The following is a 19,708-nucleotide window of genomic DNA, read 5'->3' on the forward strand; positions in this document are numbered from 1 at the left end:
ACAAAGAGAGTGAAATATGAAAAAAGCAAAAATCGTAAAAAAGGGTGTTCAATGATATGATATAGTGATCTTAATGTCTGAATAAAAAGTTTTTATGAATTTAAGTTCTATCCGTATAATTTTAGTAGCAACATCTCATCCAGGTAATATAGGCTCAACAGCCAGAGCAATGAAAACAATGGGATTAAGTTCACTTTATTTAGTACAGCCAAAATCTTTTCCTGATTATAAGGCAAAAGAAATGGCGGCTGGTGCCGATGATCTATTAGAGCATGCCATTGTTACTGAAACTTTGGACGAAGCCTTGATTGGATGCCAGCTTATTCTGGGAACCAGTGCACGGCCAAGAGGTATTTCCTTACCCGGCTTAGTCCCCGCTTCTTGTGCGGACTTAATTAGTCAACACGCGGACAATACTCAAATTGCGATTGTATTTGGAAGAGAGCATGCAGGTCTTACCAACGAAGAACTGCTAAAATGTCATTATCACATTAATATTCCAAGCAATCCCGAGTACAGCTCGCTCAATTTAGCCCAGGCAGTGCAGATTATTGCTTATGAATTGCGAATGAAATTATTAGCACCTAAGGCTGAAGTGGCATTGCGGCAGGATGAGTATGCTACAGCAGATGAAATCGAGCAATTTTACGAACATCTAAGGGAAGTTTTTATTGAGATTCAATTTTTAAAAACTTCAAATCCACGACGATTAATGCAGCGGGTACGACGTTTATTTAATCGTGTAAACTTAGAAAAAATGGAAGTTAATCTGTTACGAGGAATGTTAAGTCAGGTACAAAAATCATTAGAATGGGCTAGGAAAAGAGGCTTAAGTGAACGGGATAATTAAAATACCAATCTATTTTGATTATATGGCAACAACGCCTGTTGATCCGCGTGTCGTGGAGCGCATGATCCATTATCTGGGACCAGAAGGGGATTTTGGTAATCCTTCTTCTATAACCCATGAATATGGACGAATTGCAGCTCTTGCTGTAGATCACGCTCGTGCACAAGTTGCCAATTCAATTCATGCATCGGCACAAGATATAGTATTTACCTCGGGAGCCACAGAAGCTAATAATTTGGCAATAATCGGCGCAGCACATTTTTACAAGAATAAAGGGAAGCATGTAGTTACTATGAGTACAGAGCATAAAGCGGTGCTCGATAGTTTTAACCGGTTGGAAAAAGATGGATTCGAGGTCACTTACCTTCATCCTGAACCCAATGGATTACTCGATCTGGAACAATTAGCTCAAGTATTAAGACCCGATACTATTTTGGTTTCCATCATGCATGTAAACAATGAAATCGGTGTGATTCAGGATATTGAGTCCATTGGTGCTTTATTACGTAATAAAGGAATCCTGTTTCATGTGGATGCAGCACAGAGTGCAGGAAAAATTCCGATCGATTTGACGCGTCTTTCTGTCGATTTAATGGCACTTTCAGCGCATAAAAATTACGGTCCGAAAGGTGTTGGTGCCCTTTATGTCAGGCACAAACCCCGAATTCGTCTCCAACCACAAAGTTTTGGGGGCGGCCATGAAGGTGGGTTACGTTCGGGAACCTTGGCTACCCATCAAATTGTTGGTATGGGGGAGGCGTTCGAGTTAGCTGAACGGGTCCGAGAAGAGGAACAATCACGATTTTTAAAATATCGCCAGCACTTATGGGAGGGGATTAAACATTTGCCTGGTATTCAGCTCAATGGAGACAAACAAAAACGGATTGCAGGTAATCTGAATTTCAGTTTTGCTGGTTTAGATGGGGATTCCTTGTTGTTAGCCTTGAATGAGTTAGCAGTATCCACTACTTCAGCCTGCAGTTCTGCCAGTATTCAACCCTCCTATGTACTGAGAGAAATAGGGCTAAGCGATGATTTAGCACAAAGTACTATAAGATTGTCCATAGGACGTTTTACTAAGGAAGAAGAAGTGGAGCACGCGATTCATGTTATTTGTACGCAAGTAACTCGATTGCGCGAAATGTCGCCATCATGATATATAATAAAATAGTACAAGATTGTTTTTTTTCACCTAGACATGTGGGCGTTATTGATTTAAGTGAGCGTTTTACAGTCGTTGTTAAAAACAACCAAAAAGGCCAAGGACTTATTGAACTTTACATGCAGTGTAATTCAGATGGTACAATTGTACGAGCTTGCTTTAGAACGAATGGTAACCCTTATATTATTGCAAGTTTGGAATGGTTATGCAGGCAGCTGGAAGGGCATACTACTCATACTGTCCCGCAAATTGATTACCAGCTCATTGTTAAAGAATTAGATATCCCTGTTGCTCAGTACCCTATAGCATTAAGAATTATGGATGTTTTTAAAGAAGCATTGCTTTTAATAAAAGATAAATCGAATTGAGAGGTAATATAAAATGAGTGTCGTCATGCATCATGTAGAAAGTGCAGTACCTGAAATCAGTTTTACTGACGCAGCGATAAAACATGTAGTGTCTTATTTGCAGAAAAACCCTGAATATACGGGAATCCGTTTATCAGTAAAAAAAACGGGTTGTTCTGGTTTATCTTATGTCGTGGATTATGTACTAGCTCCCCAAGATAGCGATTTGAAACTTGCTTTGACTGAAAATTATGTTGTATGCATTGATAAGTCCAGTTATCCCTTTTTAAAAAACATGAGTGTTGATTATGTAAAACAGGGCTTAAATTATAAATTCATTTTCAACAATCCGAATCAGACAGGTCAATGCGGATGCGGGGAAAGTTTTACAGTGGATTAGAATAATTCCTATAGCCGCAATCAAACAACCCGCCATCCCGAGCCCAGCGAGGTCTCTCCACGCTGTAGCATGTATTATGATAAGAGAAAGTTCACTGTGTTCGAGAGGGCATGGATCTATTGTTATAGAGAAAAACGGAAACTCGCTTGATGCTCTTTAATTTGTTTTCGGCTTAACTGTTGCTTATTTGAAAAAAAGCCTAAAAATCGATTCAACTCCATTTTGGCTGAGGCTCCGAAAATCGATTCATCATCAGTACCGGGTACAATGGGATCACTAACATCTTGATAAATCGAGGTCACCGGATGAGGCTCTTTTTCGAGATGCCAATTCAACTTGCTGTGGCAGCTCGGACAAACCTCTATCGGAAGACCCAATTTGTTAATCCGTTCTTTTTGCAATTGAGTTAGGTAAATACAATGGCCTAACCGTACCTTTCCATGTAGGGGATTTTTGTCTTGCACTGGTTGTTGCAATTTCCATTCCTCTAAAGCAGTTAAGATTGCGTCTGTGTCCTTTCGTTCTTGTTCACTATCAGACTCACCTGCATGAATAGCAATGGCGATATCATTTTTTAAAGCCAATAGAATCACTTGAGCTAACTCGTCTCCTGCAAGCGTTCTCTTGGCTACAGGGTTTCCAGAAATGTCCAAACCGACTAATAGATGATTTGGGCTTTTTAATATGTGTTCAATAAAGTCATTTGCATCTGCCAAAGTGTGTAAGGTTCTATCTAAACTTAATAATCCCACCGCTTTTTTATGCGGTATTTGTTCACGCGCTTGCAATAGGCCAGAAACAAACGCATCTATATATTTATCACGCGACTCATTTCCCATTTCTTTGGGGGTTGTTCTTATTTCAAGATATTTCGCTTCAGAGCATTGCACTACATCCACGACTCCCTCAGAAATATCCTCAAGATCTTGGATTATTTTGTGGATCAGGCCAAATTGTTTCCAAATAATGTCGATTAACTCTTTAGTATAACCATTTTCTGGTTGTTGGTTTGTATTTTGGAGGTATTCAGTCCGTATGTGTATTAACGCATAGTAGAGTTCGAGGCAATTATGTTTTTTGGCTATTTTTTTTAAAAACTTCAAACTAAAACTTCCATTTAAATGACAATGCAGGTCGCTTGTATGTTTTTTGGTCATATTCATCCTTAAAAAAATTAATTGAATCAGTTTATTAAGAATATTTTTAAAATAAATAGGCGCTTCTGATTTTTTTTTATGAAGAAAATAAAAAGTGCAAAATTTCTTATTAATATCTGACACTTGATAAAAATTGATAAAGAGGGATGAATTAATTAATAAATTCGCCTTGTCCACTTTACATGTAAAGTGGTAAAATTTTTTTTCCTTAATATTTCCTTAAGAAATGAATATCATTAAAACAATATTTACACTCTTTGAGATGTTTGATACTATATAGGCCATAGTGTTCGGTGAGTGTATGTACTGGGCATAATTTTGTTTAATTTATTTGTACTAGGAGACTTAAATGAGCACAGATACAATGGTGCAAAGCAGCGAAGCACTTTCACATCAAGTAATTCATGCTGTTAAAGGTTATTTAACCAGTGTTAGTAATAAAGATGCTAACTTGAATTTGTATCAATTAATTGTTGAAGAAGTTGAAGCGCCTTTATTCCGCACTGTTATGGAATTAACTCGCTATAATCAATCAAAAGCTGCACGTGTTCTTGGCGTAAGCCGTGGTACCTTGCGTACTAAATTAAAGCGTTATTTCGATGACGAATTTATTGGAACTCGTGATTTCTAAGTGATTAAAACAACCTGTTTTTATTGGTTTTTTCTTATTAAATTTACTAATATTGTGGTCTTTAGCTAGGCACTCTGCTACTATTGATATCAGAGTTGGTCAGACAATCGCTCTTTGCTTTGCAAAGGGAGGAAAGTCCGGGCTCCCGAGGGTAGAGTGCCAGGTAATTCCTGGGAGGTGTGAACCTACGGAAAGTGCCACAGAAAATATACCGCCTCTTTGAGGTAAGGGTGAAATGGTGCGGTAAGAGCGCACCGCGCGGCTGGTAACAGGCGTGGCAGGGAAAACCCCACTCGGAGCAAGACCAAATAGGAGTCCATTTGACTGAAAGGTCATTACGTGTGACCCGCACGGGACTCGGGTAGGTTGCTTGAGGCATGTGGTGACACATGTCCCAGATGAATGATTGTCCGCGACAGAACCCGGCTTATCGACCGACTCTTTCTACTTATAATCCAATTATTTCCGCTGATTTAAAACCACATAACCTTAAATTACAAGAATTCCAAACTGTAGATGTTCCATACCGTTTCCCTCAAATCGTGACCAAACAGCTTTATCTATTAAAGAAGCTCTTATTCATTTTAACTTGATTAACCCGGAAATTATTTTAGAACAAGAAATATTAATCTCGATATATGGGTATAATAAATTCAAGAAAATCAAATTATGAACAAAAAATTGAATTGATGTGTTATAATATGACCATATTTGTTTTTAATCTGTCAAATGAAATGAGTCTTGAACAACTACGAGCGATTTATACTGCCCCCAAAATAATCTCAGACCAAGCTCCTCTGGAACAAGTTAAGGAGTTAGCCGAAATAGGGTTTGATGAAGATCTTAGAAAATTTGTTGAATCAAATAAGTCGTATTTCACGATGTCTACCGAATTTAGTTCCGCAAAAGACGGTTGGAAATTTCTGGAGTTTCTAGATAATTTGATTCAAGTATTGGCCTCAGTAAAAAAAGAAAAAATCAAAACTGAAGTAATTCGCCATCAATATGGTTATTATCAATTTCTATCAAATCAACCGGCTAGCAGGCAGCGATTTGGTCAAATGCCAAAAGTTAATGATGACTCGAATCTTCCTGATAATGTTATCATGCGATTGCATGCATTTATTGAAAAGTTAAAGGACTTGCAGAGTGAACATCAAGCTAAGAATTTGGTGAGAGAAACAAAAGAAGAAGCCGAAATTGATAAAAACCGGAATATCTTGTTATCCCAACAAAGCACTTATCTTAATTTGCTTTCAAGTTCTCTAACTAGCCTTAAATCATGGGATGGGTTTGAGCGCAGCCTTAATCTGCTCTCGGTTGAGACATTTCTCCCCAAACTACAACGGCTTGCTAAAAGAATATTCATATTGAGTGAAATCATGAAGGATTGTGAATCCTCTACTGTTGAAGAAAAGGTAAGTGAGGAGTTATCTGAGCTAAATGAGCTTAAAATCAACCTTGAATCAATCATGGAGCAAGCCACAGATTTAAAAAATTTAACGGCATTGTTCAAGAAAATCAAGGCCGTTGAAGACACTGTAATAAAAAAAGCAGATGAATTATCCATGCCTAAAGATGCTCATCATCTTGCAGAATTCATACAATTTGTTGAAGGCAAAAAAATCGAGATACAGCAAATCAAAGAAAAAATTAATGGTATCTCAGGTATACATCAAAGAACGAGACAGGCTATTGAGAAAATTGAAGAATCAATACAACAAAAAATGGAAGAAGCTGAATTAGAAGCCCTTCGACAAGCGAAGTCTCTAGTAAAACAAACCAAAGAGTTGGTCGAGGCAAGTCAGGAAAATTTGTCATCCATACAAAGTGTTTGCCTCGAGTTGCTTTCAAGTTCAGAAACCACCCAGAAATCATGTGATGAGCTTAACGGAAGTCTTGTTCTTCTGTCTGATGAGAACCTTTCTTCCCAATTACGATTATTTGACAAGAGAAAAATAATAATGGATGCACTCATGGAGGATTGTAAGGAAATCTCTGTGGGTGAATTGATGAGTGAGGAACAATCTGAGCTTATTAGGCAAATAGAGAACTTTAAATCCATTATGGAACAAGCTGCGGATTTAAAAAAAATATCCGCACTCTTTAAGCAAATAAAAATTATTGAAGAAGCAGTAACATGTAAAACAGATGAGCTATTGCATGAGGATGCTAAAAAACTTGAACAATTCATCCAATTTATTGAAGATAAAGAACGTGAATTACACAGTATCAAAAAAGGGATTGAGAGTACCTCAGACACACATCAACAATTGTTTCAGGCTATTGAAAAGATTGAAATCGCTATTCAACAAAAAAAGTTAAAAGCCGTATCATTGTTACAACAAATTGGAAATGCAAGCCGTGAATCCCTACAAAAAGAAGAGCTTCCAGATCAAGTTTCTACTCCAAAAAAAATTAGTCCAGTTGTTGTAGAAATTGAAGAAATGCATCAACCAACAACCCCACCTATTGAGAAAACTAAACAAGCCATTCCGCAAGGAACGAAACAAGATGTATCGTTGTTACCGCAAAATGACCAAAAAAAAGAGGAGCTCTCAGATCGTGATTCTCTTAATTCTACTTCAAACGGCGAGCAGCCTCCCATGCAAAGCGACCAATTAAGTGAAAAAGCGCTCGAAGATAAGAGAAAGCGACTGGAAGAGGCAATCTCATTAATAAGTATGTATAAAGGAACATTAGAATACGAAAAAAAACATTCGGTAAAATTTTTCCACAAATCACGAAATCAAGCCAAGATCGACTATTGCTTGTCATTAGAAAAGAACCTTAGAAAGCAAATGGAGAGTTTAAATTCTACAAGCAACTTACTTGATATTATTAATGAGGCTCATAACAGCTTAACCCAAGGTTCTATTGATGACCTCACCAAAGGCGGTAGTTATTTCGGTACGAGCCGCATGCTCAGTCTGCAACGACTTTTGGGTGTTAATGAAGCTTGGGCAATGAAAGGACACTCCAAATTTCTTGGATTTTCAACAAGCTTTGATTTTCATGGGCTTAAAGCTTCGGGTATGGTTGGTAAGCACGCACAAATCATTGTGAATAATTTCTATAATGAAACAGTGGAAAGCTATGGCGACTACCAGACACTTAAAAAACAGGTATTTCCAGAAGAAGCCGTTAATAAATCTAAATTCAATCCATAAAGTCGCTTTATTTGACTCAGTCTTCGTGAGTGTAGCAAAAGTATTCCCATCGACATAGGGTACTACAGTAGGAGATCCCTCGCTACGCTCGGGATGACGTCAATCATATAAAAATATCACTATCCGTATCCCGGATTACGCTGGGCTAATCCAGGCACGATAGGATTATTATTTATCTAGAATTACTGACTTCCCCCTAAATGTTTCTTTAGGAGCATGTTGATTTGCTCGGGATTTGCCTTACCTTTCGTTTGCTTCATGATTTGTCCTACAAAGAAAGCCAATAGTTTTTCTTTTCCTGCTCTGTAATCTGCGGCTTGTTCAGGATGCTGTTGAATTAATTGAATAATCATTTCTTCCCAAGCAGCTGTATCTTCTACTTGTTGATAACCTTCGCGTGCGATAATCGCTTCAATATCCTCTTCTCCAGCCCAGAGCAAAGTAAAAATGGCTCGGGCATTGTTTAAAGAAATAGTACCACCATGTAGTCTATCAAGAAGATTTGCCATAAGCTTTGCTGAGATACGCGGCGTATCAAAAGTTAAATTCTCTTCATTTAAAGCGGCAGCGTATTGACCTTTTAACCAATTAATAATCATTTTTTCCGGAGCCTGGGATTGGTTTTTAATTGATTTAAAAAATTGGTACGCGCTGGGCGAAGAAAGAATAAAATTAATGTCTTCTTCATTGAGCGACGGCGTATTTTTTAATTCAGTATGAATTTTATCAGGTAAGTCCGGTAAATTATTCTTAACTTCAGCAATAAGGAAACGGGTGATTTGTATTGGCAGTAAATCAGGATCAGGAAAATATCGGTAATCATTCTCATTTTCTTTACTGCGCATTGCATGCGTCGTATGAGTATCTGGATTATAAAGACGAGTTTCTTGAATGATTTGTTGTCCACTTTCCAATATATCTTGATGTCGTGACTGTTCATAGGCAATCGCTTTTTCAATGAAGCGGAATGAATTCAAATTCTTCAATTCAGTTCGTGTTCCTAAGACAGAACTCCCTTTGGGTTTTAAGGATAGATTCACATCACATCGGAAACTTCCTTCTTGCATATTACCATCACAGATACCTAAAAACTGGACTAGTTGATGCAGTTTTTTAAGATAACTCACGGCCTCATGGCCTGAAAACAAGCAGGGGGCAGTTACTATCTCTAATAAGGGAGTTCCTGCTCGATTCAGATCAATACCGCTATAACCAGAATGTACCCCATGCAATGATTTACCCGCATCCTCTTCTAGATGGGCACGGACAATCAAAACCTCTTTTACACGGCCGTCATTCAGAGTAATTGCTAATTTACCATTGCTGACTATGGGTTTTTGAAATTGACTGATTTGATAGCCTTTGGGTAAATCAGGATAAAAATAATTTTTGCGCTCAAAGACAGATTGATCGTTAATGTCTGCTTGAATAGCTAATCCAAACTGAATTGCCATAATGACGGCTTCCTGGTTCAATACAGGCAAAACTCCCGGATACCCTGCATCGATAAAGCAGGTTTGAGAATTAGGGGCAGAACCAAAAGCAGTAGATGCGCCAGAGAAAAGTTTCGATTTTGTTTTGAGCTGAATATGTACTTCAAGGCCAATGACTGTATCCCATTCCATAATTCACCTTTATTGGTTTGGACTAGCTAAATGCCAGTTGGTATTTTGTTGATAATGATGAGCAATCTGGAGTAATTGGCTTTCACCAAAATGTTTTCCCATGAGTTGCAAACCTATAGGGAGCCCCTGAGCAAAGCCTGAGGGGATGGAAATTGCGGGGAGACCAGCAAGATTAGCTGCTACTGTGAATACGTCAGCAAGGTAATTTTGAATCGGATCTGCAATTTTTTCACCAAGTTTAAAGGCGCATGTTGGGGTTGTTGGTCCGAGAATAACATCAACAGATTTAAGGGTTGTGACCAGTTCTTCCTGGATAAGACGACGAATTTTTTGAGCTTGCAGGTAATATGCGTCAAAATAGCCTGATGAAAGTACATGTGTTCCAGTTAGGATCCGACGTTTTACTTCTATTCCAAACCCTTCACTACGCGTATTGCGGATAAGTTCAGTTAATGTTGATGCATTGTCACTGCAATAGCCAAATCGTAACCCATCATAACGTGATAAATTAGAAGAGGCTTCAGCACAAGCCACTACGTAGTAACACGGTACCCATAAAGGTTGAAGTTCCAAATTTAAAGAAACAATTTCGGCTCCTGTACTTTCAAAAACCTTCACTGCATCAAGAATCGCCTGTTGTATTGCTTGGTCTACTTGTGGCTGAAAAAAGCAGGATGGTAAACCTATTTTTAGTTTAGATACGGGTTTATTAAGAGCAGCACAATAATCAGGAATTGCTGAATCAACTGAAGTTGAGTCCTTAGGATCAAATCCAGCCATCGCTTGAAGAACCCATGCTAAGTCTTCCGCACTTCGCGCTAAAGGACCCGCCTGATCCAAGCTGGAGGCGTAAGCAATCATACCGTAGCGAGAAATAAGACCATAAGTGGGTTTAATCCCACTGATTCCACATAAAGCAGCGGGTTGTCGTATTGAACCTCCTGTATCAGAACCTATAGCGAAAGGGACCAAGCCAGCTGCTACAGCTGCTGCTGAACCTCCAGAGGAACCACCAGGAACACGTTCCTTGTCCCAAGGATTTTTTACAGCACCAAAGTAACTGTTTTCATTGGACGAGCCCATAGCAAATTCGTCCATATTCGTTTTACCAATCAAAATAGAACCTTGAGCGAGCAACTTACTGACTAAAGTTGCTTCATAAGGTGATTGAAAATCGGCAAGCATTTTTGAAGCACAGGTTGTTGGCATGCGCAGGGTACAAAATAAATCTTTTAATGCCATAGGTATACCGATAAGCATTTTACCATGACCTTTTTTTAATTCTTGATCCGCTTTTTGAGCTTCAAGAATCGCGTGTTCCTCATCTAAACTGATAAAAGCATTTAATTCTTTATGCTTTTTAATTTGCGTGAGGTAGTGCTGAGTTAATTCAACACTAGAGAGTTTCCTCTGTTGTAATGCTTGAGATAGCTGTTTTAAGGATAAATGTTCCATGATTATTTACTCTGGTCAATAACTTGAGGGACTAAATAAAGATCTTGTTCAAATCGTGGGGCCAGGGCTTCTAAATCGGAAAGACAATTTTCTTCGGTCACCACATCGGATCTTAATCGTTGATTTAATGCAAGAGGATGAAAAAGAGGTTCTACTTTTTGAGTATCAATAGAACGGAGTTGGTCGACAAAACTCATGATTGCATTAATGTCTTCGATAAGTTTAGGTGAATGCTCTATGTCTGTATCCAGATAAGCGAGCTGGGAAATTTTGTCTAATTCTTTTGCCGAGATAGTCATAAAATATAGTACCTTACAGAGTTAATATCTCATTATAGGGCTTGGGTTGAAAAAATAGTTTGGAAGGGTGCGTTAATTCCCAAACTCCATTTTTGTCACTCCCGCGAGGGCGGGATTCCATTCTTAAATGAGAGATAATGCCAGTTTCACATACGATAGTTTTCAACAAAGCTCATTATAACGAGGATGTTATAACTTAAAAATATAAAGTGTAATATTAGTAGCGATATTCTATTCCAACGATAACACGCCGAATAGAAACTTTCTTTACACTCAATTCTCAGGGTGAAAAATCATTATTACTCTGATCTTGTGACGGTTTTGGATAATCAGGCTGTTTTATAAAAAAATGATTCACCAATGCTCTAATCTTCTCCGTAGAGGGCTTAGAAGATCCCTGGATAGGCAAAATTCCCTTTTCAACCATTCTTAACTCCTGATCATCGATTTTCATAGCACCCAAAAGAAACAATTTATTTTGGCTGTCTACATAAAGAGTATGATGATCTGCTGCATCAAAATACTTCACATCAGAAGCGATTTTCATGAATCCTTTAAATTCTTTAATTGGACCCAATTGTCCTTTAGTATTTGAACCACTTGCAAGTAATAAATTATCATGAGTCAGTATAAAGCAACCTAAAGCCGTGGTCTTAATTTGTTTTGCCTTAACATCTGGCAACTTAGTCCAAGTATTAACGAGCACGTTTTCTGGATTTAATCCTAATAATCCTGATTCATTATTCCCGTACACATAGACTTCACCATTCGTAGTTAGCAAAAGTGCACATTGTTGTTGATTATTCACAGCAATATCAGCCACTTCTAAGTCAGAAGAGGGAGTGGCAAGCCAATCGGATAAAAAAACTTTAATATGTTTCAATACATAAGCTTTTAATGGGTTACCGATTATTTTAAACGCCTTATCAGGGGAGTCGCCTGTGAAAATTAAAGCGCTTGTATGATCTTGGGCAAAAACATTTTTTACTGTTGCTTGTACTTCTATAGGGGTAGGTACGTAAATGCTTAGAGCATCAGAGTCAGGGGCTATCTGCTTTTCTTCATTTCTTCCCAGGCCATAGACCTTACCTGATTCACCTAAAAAAATTGCATGTGTAAATCCCGTTGCAATATGAGTCACACGCTCTCTAAGCGCAGTGATTTCGGTTAATTCAGAAACTTGTTTTATATCTTGACCGAGTCCAAGTTGTCCTCGTAAATTACTTCCTATAGCTAAAACTCGTCCATGGTTTAAAAGAATCAACGTAAAATCTTGGCCGCAATGCACCTCTTTAATTTTTAATTCCTCAAATAAATAATCTGAGGCCAATTTTTTAATGGCTTTTGACACTTTTTTTAGTTTTATTATTTCCGTTATTGTGAGGTTATCGAGAACTTGAAATAAGACTTCCTCAGGAAGAGTGGTGAGTTGTTGTAAATCTACCTCTAAACGGGATTCACCCATAAAAAAAAATCTCCTGGCCTTTTGTTACGGGTATGCCTAACTCAAGGCGTAACTTGTTTATTATTTTCACTATCTGCAGAAAATGTATGTTCCTCTTTTTGGGGCAAAAGATCAACTACTTTTCGCAAATGGCTTACGTCCATTTTGCTGATTTTCTCATTAGTAGAAATCGCCTCATGTTTGCTAAGATATTTGTTCCAAAAGGGTTTAGATTTCTCAAATGCAGGTAATAAAGTGGATAATGTCTCATCACTTATATTGGATGAAGCAATATTCCACCTGAAATTATTGTTTCCAGTTTTTTCAATGGATCGTGCTAGAACCGCTTGAGCGGCTACCTTGAGCGCCACTCCAGGGTCGGTATCACCCGCTATTACCTCTCTTTTTAATACATTAAGTAACTCGAGCTTTAAACCATGTTTGGAGGATGTGTTTATGTAGTTTTTCAAATCTTCCAAAAAGTTGACCGCAATTTGTTGTTTAAAATCAAGTTTTTGAGAAAAGAAACTACCACCGGAAACAACAGATACTTTTGCCAAATGCTCCCGAAAAGACTGACTCGAAATTGCTGTTTCTTCAGATTGGAGTTCTTCTACCTCTGGTTCCTGAGAGTCATAGCAAGTAACCAATTGGGATGTCATCTGGGGAAATGGGTAATTACTCGTCAGAAATGCACCATAACCTTCCTTAGTATGTCCCATAACAACCGCCCATGGATCGACAATAATCGATTGAGATAGATTGGTCAGATCCTGAGAGTTATGATTAAGAAGAAGATAAGTATGGGAGTATCTACCTCTTTTATGACTTACCATTTTAATGTCCATCTGAGGTAATTCGCCAGTATCCATTTTTTTTAATAAATGATCAGCAGCGAGCAGAGCGAATGAATGACAAGCTCCCAACCCTGATTCTCTTACTTTTTCAGCTGTTTCGGCAATTGCAGATCGTTTATAAGTGGCTTGGGCTCCTCCCAGTCCCATAATGAGTTTTTTAGGGGGTTGTTTTGCTTTCGCCAGAACAGACTCTCTTGCCGAAGGCGGAATTAAATCTTCAAATGCACCGGCGTCCATTGAACCATATTGCGAGAGGTTTAATTGATATAATTGAGCTGTTAACGGTGTATAGACAAATGACTTTGGGTCATGTACACGATTAATTGAAGCTAACTGGTTGAATGCGGGATTATTTATTGTGACCTCAAGTACCTGTAATTCAAAAATAGAAAGCTTTCCGTTATTATCGTTAATGTATTTTTGTGGATTCTTTAAAAAAGATTCCAACTTTTCATCTGTGTCTATTATTTTTAAAAAATCTGGGAGTGTGCTTGCTAATGAAGAAAATCTAAATTTGTCCCCTGCGATAATATTTCTAACCTCAGTAACAAAAGATAAATCATCTAATTTTTGCCTCTTCTCTAACAGCTTAAACATCTTTTCCTGAGCATTTTCGCTAAGATTGTCATAAACATCTTCAATAAGTTTTGCTAGTTTACTTTGATCATATTTGTTCCCAATGTAGCACTCTTTGTTTATTTGCTGAAAAAGGGTTTCATGATAATCATTCCACTCTTTTTCTCTCATTGCAGAAAATTCGCTGGTTAATTTCAAAATTCTTGCATTGGAGCTTACCTTTGGATTCGCACTTGTTTTAGCAGTCGGAAGTTTTTCTGATTTGTATTTCATAGTAGGTTATCAACGAATAATTGATTCATGAGATAAATATAGAATTTATTTCTTAAGGAAAAATTACTTATTTATTAAGGATTTATTAACAATAATGAGAAAAATAATAAATACAATAACTTATGATAAATATACAAATTGAAAAAATATTAATCGAATTAATGCTGTAATTTTTTAATCTCAAGAATAGTGCTGGAGAGCTCATTGAAAAAATTGCATCCGCCTGGAGATCGCTCGTTGCACTGGGAATGACTGGATAAAACAATAATATAAGGTCGCTATTATCATCTATCCTGGGTTTGGCGAAGCCTTACCCGGGATTTAGGGAATGAACAAACCACTTTATACAGTTGAGCCTAGGTTAGTATTCTGGATTTTTACTTTTTCAGGTAAGGAAACTCATCATGAAGCAGCTGAATGACTCGATTTAATTGTTCTTTACTTTTTAGGATAAGAAGCACGGTATCGTCACCAGCAATCGTTCCTAATATTCCTGAATCCTGAAGGGCTTGAGGTGAAAAAGATACGAATTTTCGATCAATAAAAAAGGCCAAACTGTTTGCATTTCCAGGGTGAGTATGGAGTACTATAAGACCATAATCGGACACTTGCATATTCAAGACTAAAGGCAGGTTAGGTAGATTAAAGTCGACTACTTGATAAGTCCCACCTATTTTTGCAATTTTTAATTTTTTAAGCCTTCGTGATAAGGTTGCCTGAGGGATCGTATAACCTCGTGCTTTCAAGCTGTTTTGCAAATCAATTTGCTCAGCAATTTTTTCGGTTTGCACAATATTTAATATATGTCCATCAAGGGCAGCGTCTTGGCTCATTCAATTTTCCTCTTCATTGGTGATTTGTGAATATAAAATCATTTTAATGAAATTATATTCAAAATAGCTTGACAGGGCAAGTCAAGATTGTTACATTTGAAAAACGCATAAAAACTGGATTTATATTCAAATGAAACAATTATTTTTTGTCATTTTAATAGGTTTTGCTTTGCTTGTTTCTTTTTGTTACGCGAGAATCCCTAAGGAGAGCATTCAATATATTCATTTTGCTGTGGCCGCAGAATATCCACCATTTGAATACAATGACCATGGGGAAATCAAAGGTTTTGATATTGATCTTGCTCGTTTGATTGCAAAAAAATTAGGTAAGGAAGCATTTTTTGATAGCATGCAATTCAGCAGCATCTTGCCAGCCCTAAGCTCTGGTCAGGTTGATGCAGCCATTTCTACAATTACGATTACAGAGCAGCGAAAAAAGAATTTTGATTTTAGTGAGCCTTATTATTTCGAGAGTATGGCGGCTGTTTTTCCTGAAAACAAACCAATTAAAAACGTACAACAATTAGCTGGCAAAAAAATAGCAGTTCAATTGGGTAGTACCATGGAAATTTGGTTGAAGCAGAACGTTCCCAATGCCAATCTTTTGGTGATGGATAATAACAATCAAACCATTGCAGCCTTAAAAGCAAGCCATGCTGATTTAGTTCTATTGGATGGCGTACAAGGTGCCGTATTTAGTCAGAAAAATCCTGGACTGTCTTTTGCTGTGATTGCTCAATCAGATGATGGCTACGGCTTGGCTTTAAAAAAGAATTCTGAGTTGACGCAAAAAATAAATCAGGTTTTACATGAAATCGAACAAACGGGTGAGCTGAGTGCGCTCAAGAAAAAATGGCTGGAGAATACACAATGGAAGAGTTAACACAAAACATTCTCTATATTGGTGATGGAACTCTCGTTACCTTAATCTTGTTAATGGGTGGTTTACTCATAGGGACTCTATTAGGAACCGTACTTGCTTTATTGCGATACCAAGGAATTATGAAACCACTAATCAATGGATTTATTTCGGTGATGAGAGGGACCCCGGTTATTTTACAGCTTAGTTTTGTTTATTTCGCACTACCGGCATTGATCGGTATTAAAACGAATATTCTGATGGCGGGGCTTTTAACATTTGGTCTAAACAGTTCAGCATACATTGCCGAAATTCTCCGATCAGGAATAGAACATTTGCCCAAAGGTCAGTTTGAAGCAGCAAAAACGTTACAAATACCTAATTTTTATTTATGGAAAGATATTGTTCTACCCCAGGTTGTGAAAAATATATTTCCTGCATTCATTAATGAAATGATTGCGCTACTGAAAGAAACCGCACTCATTGCGACTATAGGTGGAATGGACTTGATGCGTAGGGCTCAATCAGTTGCTGCAGAACAATTTACCTACTTTGTTCCTTTATGTATTGCCGGTTGCTTTTACTACGGTATGGTTCTCTTGATTGAATTCATGGGTAAAAAAATTGAAGAAAGGGGGCTTTATGTTAGTCATTAACCAAGCATCTAAATATTTTGGTTGTCTACCCGTATTAAATAACATTAACTTAGAATTACAGGCTCATACTGTGCTCGGTTTGGCAGGACCATCAGGGAGCGGTAAATCCACATTACTACGTTGCATACAACAATTAGCAACTCTGGACTCTGGTACGATCACGGTAAAGGGACAAAGTGGTTTTATGTTTCAGGATTTTCAGCTTTTTCCTCATATGACCGTGATGCAGAACTTGGTTTATGCTCCTCGCTTACAAAACAAAACATTAAATCATGAAGAGCAAGCACATTCTTTGCTGCAGAGTTTGGGGCTAACTGATAAAGCATCTTCTTATCCACATCAGTTGTCTGGGGGACAAAAGCAACGCGTTGCTTTAGCTCGAAGCTTAATGATGAACCCCAGTTTATTGCTTTGTGATGAACCGACTTCGGGTCTTGATCTGGCGACAATTGATGAGGTGATTAACTTATTAAATTCAGTGAAGTCCTTAGGCGTTACGATGGTCATTGCTTCTCACGATCTCGATTTTCTCAGCAAAATGTCCGATCGATTGATTGTTCTGAAAGGTGGCCAAATAGTCGCTGATGTGGTCCCTAAAGAATTGGCTGAACCTATTTTGCATTTAAAACAATACTACCAGGAGTAAATCCATGAATGAATCGATTAAAAAAGTTGTCCTTGCTTATTCCGGGGGATTGGATACTTCCGTAATGATTCCATGGCTTAAAGAGCATTACCAACAGGCTGAAATCATCGCTATGGTGTGTGATTTAGGACAAAATGAAGACTTGACAGCGATTAAGGAAAAAGCGATAAAAAGCGGCGCCTCAAAAGCCTATGTAATGAATGTTCAAGATGAATTTGTTAGCGACTATCTGTGGCGATTAGTCAAAGCGGGAGCGCTTTATGAAAATCAATATATTTTAGGGACCATTTCACGGCCATTGATTGCAAAAAAAATGGTTGAAATTGCACTGGAAGAAAATGCAGAAGCTGTTGCTCATGGAGCAACTGGAAAAGGTAATGATCAGGTTCGTTTTGAATATACGGTCAAAGCATTGGCTCCAGAACTTAAAATTATTGCTCCATGGAGAACATGGAAGATTAAATCAAGACAACAGGCAATTGAGTATGCCAAATCACATGGGATAGAAGTACCCGTTACCCCAAAATCACCTTATTCACGCGATCATAATCTTTGGTATATTTCCCATGAGGGCGGTGTATTGGAAGATCCGGGACAACCTAAACCCGATGATTTATTATTAATGACAGCCTCTTTGGAACAAACACCTGATAATCCAGAGTTAGTGAGTATTGAGTTTGAAAAAGGGGTGCCTGTGGCATTGAATGCTACAAAAATGTCCTCAGTCGAATTGCTTAGACAATTAAATCAAATTGCTGGTTCTCATGGAATTGGAGTGGCTGATCTAGTTGAAAATCGTTTAGTGGGCATGAAAATCAGAGGAATATATGAAGCACCTGCAGCTGCAGTTCTATACAAGGCACATCAAATGCTCGAAAGTTTATGTCTTGACCGTTCCACTTTACATTTAAAACAGTCTTTACAACAAACATATGCCAATCTTGTTTATGAAGGACGATGGTTTTCTCAGGCCAAGCATGCGTTGGATGCATTGATTGATGTGACGCAACAACATATGACTGGAACTGTAACTGTGCAGTTATTTAAAGGGAACATAATTCCTTATGGAATGTATTCACCATTTAGTTTACATGATCCTGCCTTAGCGACATTCGAAGAAGATGGTGTTTATAATCAACAGGATGCTGAAGGATTTATTAATTTATTTTCTTTGTCGGCACAAGTTTATGGCAAGGTTCATAAAGGAGGTCAATGATGGTCCATAAAACTTGGGGAGGGCGATTCAAGAAGGAGCTCGATCCTAAAGTCATGCATTTTAATGCTTCTTTGGCTTTTGATAAGGTGCTTTATCTCCATGATATTGTCGGCAGTCAAGCACATGCAAAAATGTTAGCACGTCAAGGACTCATTTCGGAGAATGAGGCAGATTTGATCTGCAGTGGACTTGAAGAAATAAGTGAGGAAATAGAACAAGGGACTCATGAATTTGATGAGTCCTGTGAAGACATTCATATGTTTGTGGAACAATTGCTCATTGCCAAAATTGGTGACGTAGGAAAAAAACTTCACACAGGTCGCAGTCGTAATGATCAGGTTGCTCTGGATTTAAGGCTTTATTCTCGTGATGCCGGGTTGCACATTAATACTCTTTTGCACAATTTAAATCAGGCTTTGGATAAATTGGTGACTACCCATGCCAATGATAAAATTCCAGGTTATACCCATTTACAACAAGCTCAACCCATTTACTTGGGACAGTTTTTTGCTGCGTACCGGGCAATGTTTCAACGAGACTTAGAGCGCTTGCGTGATTGGCATACGCGAATGAATTTTTCTCCTTTAGGCGCCGGTGCTTTAGCAGGAAGTACTTTACCTTTGGACCGCATTTGGGTGGCACAAACTTTGGGTTTCAGCGGGGTAATTGAGAATACACTGGATGCAGTGAGCGATCGAGATTTTATCATTGAATTTTGTTCTGTTGCCTCAATTATGATGATGCATTTATCACGTCTTGCTGAAGATTTAATTCTTTGGGCGACTCAAGAATTTGGTTTTATAACCCTGGATGACGCTTTTGCTACGGGTTCCTCTTTAATGCCTAATAAGAAAAATCCAGATGTTTTGGAGTTAATTAGAGGTAAAAGCGGCCGAGTGTTCGGACATTTAATGGGAATTCTAACTGTAATGAAGGGGTTGCCCCTGGCGTATAACAAGGACATGCAAGAAGATAAAGAATGCTTGTTTGATACAGTCAATACATTGGGGGCTTGTTTGGAAATCATCACCCCTTTTCTGCATAGCGTTCAATTCAATACAAAACTAATGGCACAAAAAGCCAATGGTGGATATCTCAATGCGACAGCAATATTAGAATCTTTAGTGTTGAAAGGAGTCCCTTTTAGGGACGCTCATCATCAGGTGGGTTTGTGGGTTCAGGCGGCCATCGATAATAATTGTTCGCTTGAAGAGATTATGAACAAGGAATCTTAGAAATAGGTCTGGGCGAT

General features: G+C 38.1%; 18 protein-coding genes and 1 other RNA gene. 12 read left to right on the plus strand and 7 right to left on the minus strand.

Annotation, left to right across the window (positions count from 1 at the left end):
* The first annotated feature begins 94 nt into the window (after positions 1-94).
* The 4 genes from trmJ to EL022_RS09865 are packed head-to-tail and all read left to right on the plus strand — an operon-like array spanning position 95 to position 2,759.
* On the plus strand, positions 95-850 hold the full coding sequence (trmJ, locus tag EL022_RS09850; protein ID WP_028381840.1) for a tRNA (cytosine(32)/uridine(32)-2'-O)-methyltransferase TrmJ: 756 nt from the start codon (positions 95-97) through the stop codon (positions 848-850).
* Positions 834-2,006 (plus strand): IscS subfamily cysteine desulfurase, encoded by a 1,173-nt coding sequence (locus tag EL022_RS09855; protein WP_035901162.1) that lies wholly within the window; start codon positions 834-836, stop codon positions 2,004-2,006. The genes trmJ and EL022_RS09855 overlap by 17 nt, the downstream gene beginning before the upstream one ends.
* On the plus strand, positions 2,003-2,380 hold the full coding sequence (locus EL022_RS09860; protein ID WP_028381838.1) for an iron-sulfur cluster assembly scaffold protein: 378 nt from the start codon (positions 2,003-2,005) through the stop codon (positions 2,378-2,380). Before EL022_RS09855 ends, EL022_RS09860 begins: the two co-directional genes overlap by 4 nt.
* A 13-nt stretch (positions 2,381-2,393) precedes the next feature.
* Positions 2,394-2,759 carry a HesB/IscA family protein gene (locus EL022_RS09865; RefSeq protein WP_028381837.1) on the plus strand — a complete coding sequence of 122 codons (366 nt, stop codon included), beginning with the start codon at positions 2,394-2,396 and terminating at the stop codon, positions 2,757-2,759.
* 122 nt (positions 2,760-2,881) lie between these two features.
* Here the strand turns inward: EL022_RS09865 and EL022_RS09870 are convergent, their stop codons facing one another.
* Complete coding sequence (locus EL022_RS09870; RefSeq protein WP_162151247.1) at positions 2,882-3,916, minus strand: amidohydrolase family protein; 1,035 nt, start codon at positions 3,914-3,916, stop codon at positions 2,882-2,884.
* Positions 3,917-4,265: 349 nt separating this feature from the next.
* Between EL022_RS09870 and EL022_RS09875 the strand changes: the two genes are divergently transcribed.
* From EL022_RS09875 to EL022_RS09885, 3 genes are all read left to right on the plus strand, one after another.
* Complete coding sequence (locus tag EL022_RS09875) at positions 4,266-4,547, plus strand: helix-turn-helix domain-containing protein (RefSeq protein ID WP_028381835.1); 282 nt, start codon at positions 4,266-4,268, stop codon at positions 4,545-4,547.
* Positions 4,548-4,638: 91 nt separating this feature from the next.
* Positions 4,639-4,993: RNase P RNA component class A (rnpB, locus tag EL022_RS09880), an RNA gene on the plus strand.
* A 255-nt stretch (positions 4,994-5,248) separates the two neighbouring features.
* Entirely contained in the window at positions 5,249-7,717 is a 2,469-nt protein-coding gene (locus EL022_RS09885; RefSeq protein WP_126325174.1) for a coiled-coil domain-containing protein, read from the plus strand.
* Between the two features lie 182 nt (positions 7,718-7,899).
* Here EL022_RS09885 and gatB read toward each other — a convergent pair whose 3' ends face one another.
* The 6 genes from gatB to EL022_RS09915 form a co-directional block, all read right to left on the minus strand.
* Positions 7,900-9,342, minus strand: coding sequence for an Asp-tRNA(Asn)/Glu-tRNA(Gln) amidotransferase subunit GatB (gene gatB / locus EL022_RS09890; protein ID WP_028381833.1), 1,443 nt, complete (start codon positions 9,340-9,342; stop codon positions 7,900-7,902).
* 9 nt (positions 9,343-9,351) lie between these two features.
* Positions 9,352-10,797, minus strand: coding sequence for an Asp-tRNA(Asn)/Glu-tRNA(Gln) amidotransferase subunit GatA (gatA, locus tag EL022_RS09895; RefSeq protein WP_028381832.1), 1,446 nt, complete (start codon positions 10,795-10,797; stop codon positions 9,352-9,354).
* A 2-nt stretch (positions 10,798-10,799) separates the two neighbouring features.
* Positions 10,800-11,096 (minus strand): Asp-tRNA(Asn)/Glu-tRNA(Gln) amidotransferase subunit GatC, encoded by a 297-nt coding sequence (gene gatC, locus EL022_RS09900; protein WP_028381831.1) that lies wholly within the window; start codon positions 11,094-11,096, stop codon positions 10,800-10,802.
* Between the two features lie 280 nt (positions 11,097-11,376).
* Positions 11,377-12,561, minus strand: coding sequence for an F-box-like domain-containing protein (locus EL022_RS09905; RefSeq protein ID WP_126325176.1), 1,185 nt, complete (start codon positions 12,559-12,561; stop codon positions 11,377-11,379).
* 41 nt (positions 12,562-12,602) lie between these two features.
* On the minus strand, positions 12,603-14,246 hold the full coding sequence (locus EL022_RS09910) for a hypothetical protein (RefSeq protein WP_051544494.1): 1,644 nt from the start codon (positions 14,244-14,246) through the stop codon (positions 12,603-12,605).
* A 377-nt stretch (positions 14,247-14,623) separates the two neighbouring features.
* A complete protein-coding gene (locus EL022_RS09915; protein ID WP_028381829.1) occupies positions 14,624-15,079 on the minus strand; it encodes an arginine repressor in 456 nt (151 codons plus the stop codon).
* A 130-nt stretch (positions 15,080-15,209) separates the two neighbouring features.
* Here EL022_RS09915 and EL022_RS09920 point away from each other — a divergent pair, with 130 nt between their 5' ends.
* The 5 genes from EL022_RS09920 to argH are packed head-to-tail and all read left to right on the plus strand — an operon-like array spanning position 15,210 to position 19,691.
* Positions 15,210-15,962 carry a substrate-binding periplasmic protein gene (locus tag EL022_RS09920; RefSeq protein ID WP_028381828.1) on the plus strand — a complete coding sequence of 251 codons (753 nt, stop codon included), beginning with the start codon at positions 15,210-15,212 and terminating at the stop codon, positions 15,960-15,962.
* Positions 15,950-16,594, plus strand: coding sequence for an amino acid ABC transporter permease (locus EL022_RS09925; RefSeq protein ID WP_028381827.1), 645 nt, complete (start codon positions 15,950-15,952; stop codon positions 16,592-16,594). Before EL022_RS09920 ends, EL022_RS09925 begins: the two co-directional genes overlap by 13 nt.
* On the plus strand, positions 16,581-17,240 hold the full coding sequence (locus EL022_RS09930; RefSeq protein WP_028381826.1) for an amino acid ABC transporter ATP-binding protein: 660 nt from the start codon (positions 16,581-16,583) through the stop codon (positions 17,238-17,240). The genes EL022_RS09925 and EL022_RS09930 overlap by 14 nt, the downstream gene beginning before the upstream one ends.
* Positions 17,241-17,244: 4 nt before the next feature.
* Positions 17,245-18,456 (plus strand): argininosuccinate synthase, encoded by a 1,212-nt coding sequence (locus tag EL022_RS09935; RefSeq protein ID WP_028381825.1) that lies wholly within the window; start codon positions 17,245-17,247, stop codon positions 18,454-18,456.
* Positions 18,456-19,691, plus strand: a complete 1,236-nt coding sequence (gene argH / locus EL022_RS09940; RefSeq protein ID WP_028381824.1) for an argininosuccinate lyase — start codon at positions 18,456-18,458, stop codon at positions 19,689-19,691. The genes EL022_RS09935 and argH overlap by 1 nt, the downstream gene beginning before the upstream one ends.
* The last annotated feature ends 17 nt before the right edge of the window (positions 19,692-19,708 follow it).

Source organism: Legionella cherrii, from assembly GCF_900635815.1.
GTDB classification, from domain to species: Bacteria; Pseudomonadota; Gammaproteobacteria; order Legionellales; family Legionellaceae; genus Legionella; species Legionella cherrii.